This window comes from Actinoplanes italicus (assembly GCF_003001815.1).
Classification (GTDB): Bacteria; Actinomycetota; Actinomycetes; order Mycobacteriales; family Micromonosporaceae; genus Actinoplanes; species Actinoplanes italicus.
Genome location: NZ_PVMZ01000024.1, coordinates 124,565 through 137,922 on the forward strand (window position 1 = coordinate 124,565; position 13,358 = coordinate 137,922).

General features: G+C 71.3%; 12 protein-coding genes. 6 read left to right on the plus strand and 6 right to left on the minus strand.

Annotated features, from left to right (window positions below; genetic code table 11):
- Complete coding sequence (locus CLV67_RS41640) at positions 1–474, plus strand: Lrp/AsnC family transcriptional regulator (protein ID WP_106328811.1); 474 nt, start codon at positions 1–3, stop codon at positions 472–474.
- On the opposite strand, the gene CLV67_RS41645 is transcribed toward CLV67_RS41640, so the two are convergent.
- Both CLV67_RS41645 and CLV67_RS41650 read right to left on the minus strand, forming a co-directional pair.
- Positions 437–1,342 (minus strand): class I SAM-dependent methyltransferase, encoded by a 906-nt coding sequence (locus CLV67_RS41645; protein WP_106328813.1) that lies wholly within the window; start codon positions 1,340–1,342, stop codon positions 437–439. The genes CLV67_RS41640 and CLV67_RS41645 overlap by 38 nt on opposite strands.
- A gap of 33 nt (positions 1,343–1,375) precedes the next feature.
- Positions 1,376–1,966, minus strand: a complete 591-nt coding sequence (locus CLV67_RS41650; protein ID WP_106328815.1) for an HAD family hydrolase — start codon at positions 1,964–1,966, stop codon at positions 1,376–1,378.
- Positions 1,967–2,188: 222 nt separating this feature from the next.
- Here CLV67_RS41650 and CLV67_RS41655 point away from each other — a divergent pair, with 222 nt between their 5' ends.
- Positions 2,189–2,812 (plus strand): maleylpyruvate isomerase N-terminal domain-containing protein, encoded by a 624-nt coding sequence (locus tag CLV67_RS41655; RefSeq protein ID WP_106328817.1) that lies wholly within the window; start codon positions 2,189–2,191, stop codon positions 2,810–2,812.
- A 358-nt stretch (positions 2,813–3,170) separates the two neighbouring features.
- Here the strand turns inward: CLV67_RS41655 and CLV67_RS41660 are convergent, their stop codons facing one another.
- Complete coding sequence (locus CLV67_RS41660) at positions 3,171–6,653, minus strand: proline dehydrogenase family protein (RefSeq protein WP_106328819.1); 3,483 nt, start codon at positions 6,651–6,653, stop codon at positions 3,171–3,173.
- A gap of 104 nt (positions 6,654–6,757) precedes the next feature.
- On the opposite strand from CLV67_RS41660, the gene CLV67_RS41665 reads away from it, so the two are divergent.
- Positions 6,758–7,699 (plus strand): LysR family transcriptional regulator, encoded by a 942-nt coding sequence (locus CLV67_RS41665; protein ID WP_106328821.1) that lies wholly within the window; start codon positions 6,758–6,760, stop codon positions 7,697–7,699.
- Between the two features lie 17 nt (positions 7,700–7,716).
- Here CLV67_RS41665 and CLV67_RS41670 read toward each other — a convergent pair whose 3' ends face one another.
- Genes CLV67_RS41670 through CLV67_RS41680 form a run of 3 tightly spaced genes read right to left on the minus strand, consistent with a single transcriptional unit; the run spans position 7,717 to position 10,122 of the window.
- Entirely contained in the window at positions 7,717–9,069 is a 1,353-nt protein-coding gene (locus CLV67_RS41670) for an alpha/beta hydrolase family protein (RefSeq protein WP_239166855.1), read from the minus strand.
- Positions 9,070–9,100: 31 nt separating this feature from the next.
- A complete protein-coding gene (locus CLV67_RS41675) occupies positions 9,101–9,763 on the minus strand; it encodes an NUDIX domain-containing protein (protein WP_106328825.1) in 663 nt (220 codons plus the stop codon).
- Positions 9,760–10,122: a TIR domain-containing protein gene (locus CLV67_RS41680; protein WP_239166856.1), complete on the minus strand. Its 363-nt coding sequence runs from the start codon at positions 10,120–10,122 to the stop codon at positions 9,760–9,762. Before CLV67_RS41680 ends, CLV67_RS41675 begins: the two co-directional genes overlap by 4 nt.
- Before the next feature lie 59 nt (positions 10,123–10,181).
- Between CLV67_RS41680 and CLV67_RS41685 the strand changes: the two genes are divergently transcribed.
- The 3 genes from CLV67_RS41685 (at position 10,182) to CLV67_RS41695 (ending at position 13,334) form a co-directional block, all read left to right on the plus strand.
- Entirely contained in the window at positions 10,182–10,922 is a 741-nt protein-coding gene (locus tag CLV67_RS41685; protein ID WP_106328827.1) for a DeoR/GlpR family DNA-binding transcription regulator, read from the plus strand.
- Between the two features lie 205 nt (positions 10,923–11,127).
- On the plus strand, positions 11,128–12,429 hold the full coding sequence (locus tag CLV67_RS41690) for a jacalin-like lectin (RefSeq protein WP_106328829.1): 1,302 nt from the start codon (positions 11,128–11,130) through the stop codon (positions 12,427–12,429).
- Between the two features lie 77 nt (positions 12,430–12,506).
- Complete coding sequence (locus tag CLV67_RS41695; protein ID WP_106328831.1) at positions 12,507–13,334, plus strand: PrsW family intramembrane metalloprotease; 828 nt, start codon at positions 12,507–12,509, stop codon at positions 13,332–13,334.
- Positions 13,335–13,358 lie beyond the last annotated feature (24 nt).

Below are 13,358 nucleotides of genomic sequence, written 5' to 3' on the forward strand. Positions count from 1 at the left end.
ATGGATGACATAGATTCGGTGATCGTACGGGAATTGCAGTCGAACGCGCGGCAGACGAACCGTGAGCTCGCCGCTACGGTCGGTATCGCTCCGTCGACCTGTCTGGAACGGGTACGGCTGCTCCGCGACCGTGGGGTGATCACCGGGTATCACGCCGACGTCAGCCTCACCGCGCTCGGCCGGGAGGTCCAGGCGCTGCTGCACGTCCAGGTACGGCCGCTGAACCGGGAGGTCATCGAGGGCTTCAAGTCGTACGCGGCCGGCCTGCCCGAGGTGCTGTCGGTGTTCGTCCTCGCCGGCGGCGACGACTTCCTCGTGCACGTGGCGGTCCCCAGCGTCGAGGGGTTGCACGCGTTCCTTATGGACCGGTTCTCGGCCCGGCGCGAGATCGTCGGCTTCCGCAGCTCGGTGATCTACCAGCACCATCGCAACCGGGTCATCGATCCGCTGGATCCCGCTGGAAGTGCCAGATGACCACCTGCGGCAGGCCACCGGTCGCCGCCGCCCACGCGTGCGGCACGAGTTCGGCGAGCGACCAGGGCCACCGGTCCCACGGCCCGGTCTCGCCGCCCGGCAGTTCCGCGCCCGCCGTCAGCGCCGAAGCCGGCCGGGCCGGCGGCTCGGCACACGACAGCACCCGCAGGCCGGCCGGCAGCGCGGCGCCCAGGAAGTCCGGCGCGCGGTGCCGATGCACGGCGAGCAGTGCCGGCCGGCCGTCGGCCAGGCGCACCCGCGGCACCGAACCCATGGCGATCCACTCCTGGCTGATATCGGACACCACGAGGTGCCCGCCCGGCCGCAGCACCCGCGCGAACTCGGCGAACACCGGCTTCAGATCGGCCACGTGCGACAGCGCGAGCGCGCACACCACGACATCGGCGTGCTCATCCGGCACCGGCAGCGCCTCCAGCGGACCCTCCCGGAAGTCACCGTCCGGCACCCGGTTACGGGCCCGGGCCAGCATGTCGGGGGAGGCGTCCACCCCGATCACCCGATGCCCGCGCCCGGCCAGCCACCCGCTGTGCCGCCCGGTGCCGCACGCCGCGTCCACCGCGATCCCCGGTGACAGCTCGGCGAGGATGGCGTGGACGGCCTCCTCCTCCGGCCCGAACAGGCCGTTGCCCGGCACGTCGTAGGTCTCGGCCCACACCCGGTAACCGTCGACGGGAGCCACGCGCTCCGCCGCCACCGGCTCCACGTCCAGTTCCGCCATCTCGAGCAGCCGCCGGATCTCGGCCACCCGGGCCCGCCCGAACTCCGGCCCCGACTCCTCGGTGAACGAGCGCAGCAGCGCGGCGCCCTCGATCCCGAGCAGATACTCCAACGCGCGCTGATGAATCATGTATTGATTTCTATCGTTCCTGCGCGAGGGTTTCTATCGTTCCCAGGGTGCGGGCACACGTACACACGCCATGCCGGCCGCCCGTGCCGCGGCCACACCCAGCTCGGTGTCCTCGAAGACCACGCAGTCCCGCGGATCGACACCCAGCAGGCCCGCCGCGAGCAGATAGCCCTCCGGATCCGGTTTCGGCCGTGCGTAATCCTCGGCACACACCAGAACAGGAAACCGGTCCAGCAGATCAAGAGCGGTCAGCGATGCCGTCACCGACTCCCGCGTGCTGCCCGACACGACGGCGAACGGCACTCTCCCGTACGCCTGGCTGATGTGCTCCATCACGCCCGGAACCGCCGTGATCTCCGGAAGCATCGCCTGGAACAGCTCCTCACGCCGGGCCGCGACCTCGGCGACCGGCATGCTCAGCCCCTGCCGCGCGTTCAGATCCGTGATCACGTCGACGACGGTCCGCCCGCCCCACGCGTAGAACAGTTCCTCCGGGAAATCCCCGCCCCACTCACCGAGAGCCGTCAGCCAGGCCCGGTGATGCGCCGGCATCGAGTCCGTGATGGTCCCGTCGCAGTCGAAGAGGTAGGCCTTGAACTCGCCGTCCGGCAGAGGTAACAGCACTCCGGCAGGCTAGGCCGCCGTTTCCGCCCGCCCTCCTTCGCATGCCACCGCAGTGACATTGACGACCACCCACGCCCGGCCCCTTCGTCTCGAACACGGCGGGTCGCCCGGCCCATGTTGCCGGGGGGCGGTGGGTCGTCGGGCGTGACGGGTTGCCTGTTCGGGCGGTGCGTGGCGGGGTTGTCGGGCGTGATGGGTTGCCGGGCGTGGCAGTTTGTTGGGATGGACTACCGCCGCACCTACCGCTCGGCCGCCATCGCCTTCGCCGACCTCGTCTCGCGTATCCCGGCGTCCGCCCTCGACGGCCCGGGGCTCGACGAGTGGACCATGCGGGACCTGCTCGGCCACACCGTCAGCTCGGCGCTGCGCCAGGTTCCCACGGTCCTTGCCGACCGCGCCCCCACGCTGCTGGTACCCGCCCCCGAAGCCTACTTCGCCCTGGCCCGCACCGCCCCCGCCGACCTGGTGGCCGCCGCCCGCAAGGCTTCCACCGACGACGCCCGAGCCACCGGTGCCGCCCTCGGCGACGAGCCCGCCACAGCCGTGAGCGGCTACATCGGTCGGGCCACCGCCGCGCTGGCGGGCGCCGCCGACGACGATCTGGTGGCCACCCCGGCCGGCGGCATGCGGGTCTGCGACTGGCTCCCGACCCGAACGTTCGAGCTCGTCGTCCACGCCTCCGACGCCGCCGAGGCGGCCGGACTCACCGTCGGCCTCGACTACGAGACGCTCGCCGAGACCACCGCCCTGGCCGCCCGCATCGCCGCCGCCACCGGCCACGGTCTCCCGGCGCTGCGCGCCCTCACCGGCCGCACCCCACTCCCCGCCGCCTTCTCCGTCGTCTAACGCTGTCCGCTGTCCGCTGCGAGCGGCTAGCCAGCCGTTCGTCGTCCGCCACCTGCTACCCGCCGCCGGCCGGCGGCCACTGGCCAGCCGTCCGTCGTCCGCGTCGGCCACCGCCCGCCCGGCCGTTGCCCGCCACCTGCTACCCGCCACCGGCTCTCCTTCGTCGCCGATCTTGTGAGTTTGCGGCTGCCGTGAGGGCAGAACCTCTCAAGATCGCGGCAGGCCGCGAGGCGGTGGGCAGGTGAGCCTCGACGTTGTGAGTTAGGGGTTGCTGGGGCGGCTAAACCTCACAAGATCTGCACTGCGGTGAGGCGGTCACGAAAAAGGGCCCTCCGGGGAGGGCCCTGATCTCGATCGGTCAGAGGACCGCGGCCGCGAGGGGCAGCGGGTTGCCGAACCGGTGCGCGGTGATGCTGATCGCCTGCTCGCGCAGGAACGGCAGCATCTCCACCCGCCCGGCCTCGGTGACCGGCCCCGACCAGACCGCCAGGTCGGGCCGTCCGCCGGTGGCCGCGGCGAGAGCCGACGCGTCGCCGCCGACGAGCCGGACCCGCCCGGCGGCGAGCCCCGCCGCGAAGGCCGCGTCATCCTCGATCGTGACGGATGCGAGACCGGCCGCGCTGCCGGACGTGAGACCGGCCGCGCCGCCGGATGTGAGACCGGCCGCGCCGCCGGACGTGAGACCGGCCGCGCCGCCGGACGTGAGACCGGCCGCGCCGCCGGACGTGAGGCCGGACGTGACGGATGTGAGGGTGGCCGGCAGCGGGACGGCGCTGGACACCCGCACCTCGGCCCCGGCGAGCAGCCCGGCCGCGAGCACCCGGACCAGGTCGGCGACCGACCCGTCGGCCGCGAGGCGGACCGTCACCGGTGTCGGCACGTACCGGAACACGTTGCGTTCCACCGAAAGACCCGTGACGTCCGCCGGTGTGCGGAAGTCGAACGCCGCGTCGCTGCGGGCGGCTCGCTCGACGGAGGCGTACGCGTCCGCGTCCATGATGGTGCGGGCCTCGGCGAGCAGCGCCCGCACACCGGCGTGGGTGATCTCGGCATCGGCTGTCGCCGGGCGCGGCTCCCAGCCGGTGAGCCCGACCAGGTAGTTGGGGCCGCCGGCCTTGGTGCCGGGGCCGACCGCCGAGCGCTTCCACCCGCCGAAGGGCTGCCGCTGCACGATGGCGCCGGTGATGCCGCGGTTGACGTACAGATTGCCGGCCTGCACCCGGTCCAGCCAGGTGCGGATCTCATTTTCGTCGAGCGAGTGGAGTCCGGATGTCAGCCCGTAGTCGACCTCGTTCACCATGTCGATCGCGGCGTCGAGGCTGTCCGCGGTCATGATGCCGAGGATCGGGCCGAAGTACTCCGTGCGGTGGTACGCGGATCCGCGCCGCACGCCGTCGCGGACGCCGGGGCTCCACAGCTTGCCGGAGTCGTCGAGCTTGCGCGGTTCGAGCAGCCAGCGCTCGCCGTCGCCGAGGGTGGTGAGCCCGTCGAGCAGCTTGCCGGCGGCGGGCTCGACCAGTGGGCCCATCTTGGTACGCGCGTCGGCCGGGTAGCCGACCTCCAGCGACGACACGGCGTCGAGCAGCTGGGTGCGGAACCGTTCGGAGCGGGCCACGCTGCCTACCAGCACGACCAGCGACGCGGCCGAGCACTTCTGTCCGGCGTGGCCGAACGCGGACGACACCACGTCCTTGACGGCCAGGTCCAGGTCGGCGCTCGGCGTGACGATGATGGCGTTCTTGCCACTGGTCTCGGCGAGCAGCGGCAGGTCCTCGCGGAACGAGCGGAACAGCTCTGCCGTCTCGTAGGCGCCGGTCAGGATGACCCGGTCGACCAGCGGGTGCGAGATCAGCTCGCGGCCCAGCGTGCCCTCCTCGACCTGGAGCAGGGTGACCAGGTTGGGGTCGGCGCCGGCCGCGGACAACGCGTCGCGCAGGATGCCGGCGAGCACGGTGCCGCAGCGTTCGGCGGGCCCGGCCGGCTTGAGGACCACCGACGAGCCGGCGGCCAGGGCGGCGAGTACCGAGCCGGCCGGGATGGCGACCGGGAAGTTCCACGGCGGCGTGACCAGGGTGAGCCGCGCCGGCACGGGCGTGGCGCCGTCGGTCTGCGACAACTCGAAGGCCCGCTCGGCGTAGTAGTGCGCGAAGTCGACCGCCTCGGACACCTCGGGGTCGGCCTGGTCGATGGTCTTGCCTGCCTCGGCGGCCATCACCTCGAGCAGCGTGTACCGGTGCTCCTCCAGCGCGTCACCGACGGCGTGCAGGACGGCCCGGCGGTCGGCGGCGCCCCAGTTCGCGGCGGCGGCCTTCTCCAGGGCCTCGTCCAGGTGCTCGCGGTCGCTGATCCGGGGCACGTCGACGCCCAGGTCGCTGCCGGAGACGCGGCCCAGGACCTCGCGGACGCGGACCCGGTTGGCGGCGACGGCCGGGTCGGTGTCGGGGGTGTTGACGAACAGGCCGGGCGCTGAGCGGGGCACGGCGGCGTACCGGTCGGCGACCCGGTGCGGGGCGGGGACGGAGGAGTCCAGGTCCCGCAGCGAGGCGAGGAAACGCTCCCGCTCCCGCTCGAACAGGGCCGAGTCGGTGTGCAGCTCGAACACCGCGGACATGAAGTTGTCCGGGCTCGCGCCCTCCTCGAGACGGCGGATCAGGTACGCGATCGCCACATCGAACTGCTCCGGACGTACGACAGGGGTGTAGAGAAGCAACCCGCCGACCTCGCGCCGGACCGCCTCGGCCTGTCCCTCGGCCATGCCGAGAAGCATCTCGAACTCGATGCCGTCGCGGACGCCGCGCTGCCCGGCCAGCACCCAGGCGTAGGCGATGTCGAAGAGGTTGTGCCCGGCCACACCGAGGCGGACGTTGCGGATCCGGTCGGGGTGCAGCGCGTAGTCGAGGACCCGCTTGTAGTTGGTGTCGGTGGCCTGCTTGCTGTCGCAGGTCGCGACCGGCCAGCCGTGCAGTTCCGCCTCGACCCGCTCCATCGGCAGGTTGGCGCCCTTGACCAGACGCACCTTGATGCCGGCGCCACCGCGCTCGCGGCGGGAGGCGGACCAGACCTGCAGGCGCATCATGGCGCTGAGCGCGTCCGGCAGGTAGGCCTGCAGGACGATGCCGCACTCCAGGCCGAGCAGCTCGGGACGGTCGAGGAGCTTGGTGAAGACCGCGATCGTGAGGTCGAGGTCCTTGTACTCCTCCATGTCGAGGTTGACGAACTTGCCGGTCTTGGCGGCCAGCGTGAAAAGTGGCAGCAGCTTGCCGGCGATCTCGTCGACCGCCTCGTCGAAGGCCCACGGGTTGTGCGGGGCGACGGCCGACGACACCTTGATCGACACGTAGTCGACGTCCGGCCTGGCCAGCAGCTTCTCGGTGCTCTTCAGGCGGTGCTCGGCCTCGCCCTTGCCCAGGACGGCCTCACCGAGCAGGTTCACGTTGAGGCGGACGTTGCGCTTCTTGATCCGCCTGATCGCCCGGCCGAGGCGGGCGTCGGACGCGTCGACGATCAGGTGTCCCACCATGTGGCGCAGAGCGCGGCGGGCGACCGGGACGACCACTCCCGGCATCAGCGGGGCGAAGAACCCGCCGGCGCGAACGGCGAGCCGGAGGTGCGCCGGAAGGAAGGCCGGGATGTTGCGCGACAGATCCGTCAACGTGCGTGCGCTGACCCGCACATCCTCCGGCCGGATCACCCCGTCGACGAAACCGACCGTGAACGCGAGCCCTTGCGGGTCGCGCAGAACACCGGCCAGTTGCGCCGCCGAACCGCCGACGGGGACGTCCGCCGCCTCGCGCAGCCAGCGCCGGACAAGGGCGATCGTCTCTTCGGCGATCTCAGACATCGGGATGCTCCTTCCGTGATGCGCAACAGTCTGCAGTCCCGAATCCGCTAAGGAAAAGCGATGCTTTATGAGCGATGTTCTTAAGTTCAGCTAACGTTTCAAGAGTGCTGGAGATCCGCCGTCTGGTTCTGCTCCGCGAGCTCGCCATCCGCGGCACCATCGCTGCCGTCGCCGAGGCGCTCAACTTCACGCCGTCCGCCGTCTCCCAGCAGCTCAGCCAGCTGGAGAAGGAGACCGGCACCCAGCTGCTGCGCAAGGCCGGCCGCCGGGTCCAGCTCACCCCGCAGGCCGAGGTGCTGGTCGCCGAGGTGACCGAGGTCCTCGACACCCTCGAGCGAGCCGAAGCCCGGCTGCAGGCCGCTGCCACCCGCGTCACCGGCCGGGTGCGGGTCGCCGTCTTCCAGTCCGCGGCGCTCGCCTTCATGCCCGCCACGCTGCGCGCCATGGCGCTGCGCTACCCGGACGTGCGCGTCGAGATGGTCCAGCGCGAACCGGAGGAGGCGCTGCGCGAGACCTGGGCCCGCGACTTCGACATGGTCATCGCTGAGCAGTACCCGGCCCACGCCGCGCCACACCATCCCGGTCTCGACCGGCGTGACCTGACCACCGACGCGATCCGCCTCGCCCTGCCCGCCGAGGAGGAGTCGCTGCACCCGGTCGGCTCGCTCGACACCGCCCGGCACATGCCGTGGGTGATGGAGCCGCGCGGCGCCGCCTCCCGCCACTTCGCCGAACAGGTCTGCCGCGTCGCCGGCTTCGAGCCCGACGTCCGCTACGAGACGGCCGACCTGCAGGCCCACATGCGCCTGGTCGAGTCCGGCAACGCGGTCGCGCTGATCCCCGACCTGATCTGGGCCGGCCGGGACACCTCCGCGAGGCTGCTGGAGCTCACCGGATCCCCGCGCCGCACCATTTTCACGGCCCAACGGCTGGCAGGTGCGGCCTCACCCGCTGCCCGCGCCTTCCGCGAAATCCTCGAACAAACAGCCTCATACGGTACGGCTACGAGCACCGACTCCCGCCGGAGTCCGACCGGCGTCCCCTGATCAGAGCCGGGTACGGGTCAGGGACAGGGCGCCTGCCCCGTGCGTACAGCCGAGGTGAAACGACACCCGAAGACCGCGGAAGCGACCGCACGCCGATCGAGGATCGCGTCGCCCGGCGGCCGGTGACCGCGCTCCACCCAGGTGACCAGGTCGTCGAAGCCGCGGGTGAGTTCGGCCTGGGTGAAGCCGCAGTGGGTGACGTCGCGGATCGCCCGGGAGACGAACAGCCGGGAGCGGCCGTTGACGAGCGCGCGACGCGCGTACTCCTGCTCCATGGAGAACGGCACGAACAGGTCGCCGAGACCGTGCAGCGAGAGGACCGGCACCGGCGGCCGGCCGTCGACACGCGGGATCCCGGCCAGCCCGGGATCGGCCGTGGCGGTCCGCTTGACGCGCAGGACCGTCGCGTTCAGCCGGCGTTCGGCGGGGCTGAGCCACCAGCGATCGTCGGCCTGGTAGACGGTGTGCCGGTTGTCGGTGACGTTGCCGGGCGCGATGCCGGCCGTGCCGCCGGTGAGCCCGGGGTAGACGCTGAACAGGAACGGCAGCCCGTTCTGGCTGGCCGCGTTCCAGTAGGCGTAGGCCGCGCCGAAGCCGGGCCGCTCGCCGCCGCTGCGTCGTTCCAGCACGTCCGACCAGGTCTCTCCGGCCTCGGTGCCGGTCAGGGCGGTCCGCATCGCGGCGACCTGCCCGGCCCAGCGCGCGGGGTAGGCGGCGTCCGGCCGCGCCGGGAACTCGATCGGCACGCCGGTGAGCGCCGACGCGGTCACACTCGCGTCCAGGAAGTAGTCGAACAGCTCGGTGTCGCCGAGGACTCCGCAGTACGGCATGGCGCCGTCGAAGGCACGCGGATGCTCTTCGATCGCGACGGCCGTGACGTGGCCGCCCATCGACGCGCCGCTGATGTAGACCTTCCGCGCGTGCTTGCCGGTGACGGTCCGGAAGACGTCGATCAGGGCGTACGTGTCACGCACGCCCTGCCCGACGTCGTAGCCGTTGGTGGCGTAGCTCGACGCGGCCCAGGCGAAGCCCCGGCTGATGTAGTGCGCCCGCAGGTCCGGGTTGCTGACGTAGACGGTCGTGCCCGTCCCGCGATAGCCGTGCGCGTACACGACGAGCCGCCCGTTCCAGCGCTGCGGCACCTCGACGCGGTACGCCGCGCCGCCGCGCACGCCGGTGTGGACGGTCGCACCGTCGAGTGCGGTGAACGGCGTGCCGTTGAGCTCGCAGTCCGGATCGGCGATCAGATAGCCGGGCCTGGTGTCGCTCGGCACGGGCGCCGTGCACGCGGGCGGGGCCGCGGCGGCGGGCGCACCGGTGAGGATCCCGGCGATCAGTGTGGCGACGAGCACGGCACGGCGAACGATCATCGCGTTACCTCCCGGTAACATCCAATGGCCGTCATCGATCGCTGTCAAGCACCCCCTTGAGGGCCGCCCACTGCAGCAGCATGATCGTCTTGGCGTCCGCGATCTCCCCGGTGTCGATCATCCTGAGTGCCTCGTCGAAGTCCAGCTCCACGGCCTCGATGTCCTCGCCGTCGTCGGCCAGGCCGCCGCCCTCGGAGGTCCGGGAGGCGATGCCGTACTCCGCCGCGAAGCAGTGCAGCCGCTCGGTCACCGATCCGGGGCTCGTCCACGCGGCGAAGACCGGCCTCAGCTCGCCGACCGCCACGCCGAGTTCCTCGGCCGCCTCCCGCCGGATCGCGGCCGCCGGGTCGTCGCCGTCGAGCAGCCCGGCCGCGGTCTCCAGCAACATCCCGTCCGGGTGCCCGTTCACATACACCGGATAGCGGAACTGCCTGGTCAGCAGCACGGCCCGCCGGGACGGGTCGTAGAGCAGCACGGTCGCGCCGTCACCGCGGTCGTAGGTCTCGCGCTGCTCCGTCGTCCAGGTGCCGTCGCGCCGCCGATAGTCGTAGGTGGTCCGGCGCAGCACGTGCCATGCGGCGGCGAGCAGCTCCACGTCGCGTACGGTCACGCCGGGATTGCCGCTGAGATCACGGCCTGCCCGGTCCAGCCCGGTGCGGCCCCGCACATCCGGCACGTCGATGCCGGCGGTCATGCCGGGATCTCCGACAGCGAGTGGTACACGGGAATTCCGCGTTTTTGCGCGATTGCCACATCTTGGTCGGCGCCGGCGGACTCCCCGGGCAGCCGGAGAACCGCGTCGCAGCGGGCCAGCAGCCGCTCGGCCACCGGGTACATGATCTGCTTCGCCCCCGGGTCGGCCACGCTCGTGCCACCGGCGCCACGCAGCACCGGCAGGGCGACCCACTCGCCGATCATCGGCACGTGCCCGGCCTCGAAGATCGGCCAGGCGGCCTCCTCCAGGCGGCGCAGATTGGCGTCGAGCAGCGCCGGGTCGTCACCGGTGCCGGAGCGGTACGGTCCGGCGATCAGGATCATCATTGGCTTGTCCATGTCCGGCAACCTACACTCGAGAACGCGCAATATTCGACGAGAATGAGGAGAAACACGGAATGCTGGCGGCCGAACGTCGAGACTTCCTCCTGACGCGGCTCCACGCCGACGGCAAACTGGTCGCCAAACAGATCGCCACCGAGCTGGGCGTGGCCGAGGACAGCATCCGCCGCGACCTGCGCGAGATGGCGGCCGCTGGTCTCTGCCAGCGCGTCTACGGCGGGGCGCTGCCGATCTCCCCGGCGATCGCCGACTACGCGACACGGGCCGGCGTCGCCACGTCGAGCAAGGAGCGGGTCGCGGCGGCCGCCGCCGCGCTGATCCGGCCCGGTCAGACGGTGCTGCTCGACGGTGGGACCACGGCGCTCGCCGTCACCGCGGCCCTGCCCGCCGGCCTGCGGGCCACGATCGTCACCCACAGCCCGACCGTCGCGGCGGCCCTGGTCGAGCATCCGGCGATCGACGTCTGGGTGCTCGGAGGCCGGCTCTTCAAGCACTCCGCGGTCACCTGCGGCGCCGCCGCGGCCGAGGCGGCGCAGGGAGTCAGTGCCGACCTGTTCCTGCTCGGTGTCACGGGCGTGCACCGCGAGGCCGGCCTGACCACCGGCGACCCCGACGAGGCCGCGATGAAACGCACCCTGGCCACCCGTGCCGCCGAGACGTATGTGCTGGCCAGCAGCGAGAAGGTCGGCACCGCGTCACCGTTCCTGGTGCTGCCCGCGGACCGGGTCACCGCGATCGTCACCGACGCCCCGGCCGGCCACCCGGCCCTGACCGGCCTGCCCGTCCTGCCCGCCTGAAGAGGTTGTCCACAGGCGGCGGCCCCGGCGAGCCGGAGAGTGCGGCGGCTGACGTTCAGGACGACTCCACGGGCGGGGCGGAGGACGAGATCGTCGTTCAGCCTTGGTGGATCAAACGTCCGATATCCCAACAGGCGCTGTTGTTAACGTGAACATGGACGGATGGGGCTATCTATCGGCGGATGTCGATGGTTACCGTCCGGTAATGAAACGCGCTCTCATGGCTCTGGCCGTCGTGGCGGGCCCGCTCCTTCTCGCACCCGCACCGGCCCAGGCCGCCGGTGGCTCCTTCAGCGTCCTCACCTACAACGTCGCCGGACTGCCCGACATCATCTCCAGCGCCGAGGTCGACCGGAAGACCGCGCACACCGCGATCGGACAGCGCCTCGGCCCGTACGACATCGTGCAGGTCCAGGAGGACTTCAACTTCCACGCCCACCTGTACGCCGCCGACACCACCCACGCCCACCGCACCCCGACCAGCGGCGGCGCGGGCATCGGCTCCGGCCTCAACACGCTGTCGAAGCTGCCGTACGACTCCGACGACTTCGAGCGTGGCGACTGGAACTCCTGCCAGTGGGACTCCGGTGACTGCCTCACCCCGAAGGGCTTCACCTTCGCCCGGCACCGGCTGGCCGAAGGCGTCTACATCGACTTCTACAACCTTCACACCAACGCCGGTACGAGCAGCGGGGACCAGCAGTCGCGCGCCGACAACCTCAGCCAGCTCACGGCGTTCATCGCCGGTCACTCGGCCGGCAACGCGGTCGTCGTCATGGGCGACACGAACACGCGCTACACCCGCGCGGCCGACACGATCCGCCAGTTCGTGGCGGCCAACGGCCTCACCGACGCGTGGGTGAAGCTCGAACGCGGCGGCACCCCGCCCGCGGCCGGCGCGGACGCGCTGGTCTGCGACCCGGCAGCGGTCACCGACGCCTGCGAGGTGGTCGACAAGGTCCTCTACCGGGGTAGCCGCTTCGTCACGCTCGACGCCACCGGCTACCACAACGAGGACGCCGGATTCCGCACCGCCGACGGCAAGATGCTCTCCGACCACTTCCCGATCAGCACCTCGTTCACCTGGTCGACGAACTCCGCGTACGAGTTCAGCGAGCAGTTCGGCGGCCCGCACGGCGACCACTTCAACGACATCGACGCCGTCGTGGCCCGGCCCGCCACGGTCGGCCTGCGCGCCGGATCCCGGGTCGACCAGGTCAGCCTCGGCGCCCTGGCGCACGGCGGGACCGGCGGCACCGCGAAGTCGCTGACGCTCGGCAGTGGCGAGTACGTGACGAGCGCCCAGCTGTGCCGCGGTCAGTACAACGGGCGTACCCGCGTCTTCTCCGCGAAGTTCACCACCAACCTCGGCAACAGCGTCGCCGGCGGAACCACCACGGCGGACTGTGTCATCAGGACGGCTCCGGCCGGGTTCCAGATCGCCGGGTTCCACGGACGATCCGGTACAGCCGTGGACAAGCTGGGATTCATCTATTCGCGGCGATGACTCGTACGTCTCACTTCCGCGTGTGACGGCATCCGGCCGGGTACCCGGGTGCCGTCATTCCAGCGCGGGAGGCGCTCATGAAACTGTGGCTGCGGGTCTTCCTGACCGGCTTCGCCCTCTGGCTCCTGACCGTCGTGGTCACGTTCGCCACCGGAAACCCGAACCTCATCCCCACCCTGGTGCTGCTCGGCAGCTTCCTGGTCCCGGTCACCTTCGTGCTGTGGGCGTTCACCAGACGTCACAGCAGCGAGGTCACCTCCGAACTGCTGTTCAGCACGTTCGTCACCGGCGGCGTCCTCGGCGTGCTCGCCGCGTCGCTGCTCGAGACGTACCTGCTGCACCCGAACCCGCTGTTCTTCCTCGGCGTCGGCCTGATCGAGGAGGCCGCGAAACTCGCCGCGCTGGCCTTCCTGTGCCGGCGGCTGCAGCACAAGTTCGCGATCGACGGCATCATCCTCGGCGCGTCCGTCGGCTTCGGGTTCGCCGCCTTCGAGTCGGCCGGATACGCCTTCACCGCCCTCTTCACCCAGCAGGGCCTCTCGCTCATGACCCTCGTCGAGACCGAGCTGCTGCGCGGTGTGCTCGCCCCCGTCGGCCACGGACTGTGGACGGCGATCGTCGGTGGCGTCCTCTTCTCCGCGAGCGGCAGCCGGCACTTCGCGCTCACCTGGCGACTGCTCGGAACGTACCTCGGTGTCGCCGTTCTCCACGCCTTCTGGGACGGCTGGCAGAGCATCGCCCAGGTGATCACCGACATCGCCCGGGATCCGCACCTGTTCACGCTGCTGTCCTGGGGCGGCCTGGTCGGCGTCTCCCTCGTCGGCATCGCCTGGCTGCTGGTCGTGCGCCGCCAGGCCGACCGCGAGGTGTACGCCCCGCTCTGGCGAATCCCGGTCGCCCGCTGAAGCACGCCCGCCAGTGAGAGGCCA

What these genes read in the sequence shown, in the direction of transcription:
- CLV67_RS41640 (WP_106328811.1), top strand. Translation starts at nt 1, where the DNA reads ATGGATGACATAGATTCGGTGATCGTACGGGAATTGCAGTCGAACGCG.
- CLV67_RS41645 (WP_106328813.1), bottom strand. Translation starts at nt 1,342, where the DNA reads ATGATTCATCAGCGCGCGTTGGAGTATCTGCTCGGGATCGAGGGCGCC.
- CLV67_RS41655 (WP_106328817.1), top strand. Translation starts at nt 2,189, where the DNA reads ATGGACTACCGCCGCACCTACCGCTCGGCCGCCATCGCCTTCGCCGAC.
- CLV67_RS41660 (WP_106328819.1), bottom strand. Translation starts at nt 6,653, where the DNA reads ATGTCTGAGATCGCCGAAGAGACGATCGCCCTTGTCCGGCGCTGGCTG.
- CLV67_RS41670 (WP_239166855.1), bottom strand. Translation starts at nt 9,069, where the DNA reads ATGATCGTTCGCCGTGCCGTGCTCGTCGCCACACTGATCGCCGGGATC.
- CLV67_RS41675 (WP_106328825.1), bottom strand. Translation starts at nt 9,763, where the DNA reads ATGACCGCCGGCATCGACGTGCCGGATGTGCGGGGCCGCACCGGGCTG.
- CLV67_RS41680 (WP_239166856.1), bottom strand. Translation starts at nt 10,122, where the DNA reads ATGGACAAGCCAATGATGATCCTGATCGCCGGACCGTACCGCTCCGGC.
- CLV67_RS41685 (WP_106328827.1), top strand. Translation starts at nt 10,182, where the DNA reads ATGCTGGCGGCCGAACGTCGAGACTTCCTCCTGACGCGGCTCCACGCC.
- CLV67_RS41690 (WP_106328829.1), top strand. Translation starts at nt 11,128, where the DNA reads ATGAAACGCGCTCTCATGGCTCTGGCCGTCGTGGCGGGCCCGCTCCTT.
- CLV67_RS41695 (WP_106328831.1), top strand. Translation starts at nt 12,507, where the DNA reads ATGAAACTGTGGCTGCGGGTCTTCCTGACCGGCTTCGCCCTCTGGCTC.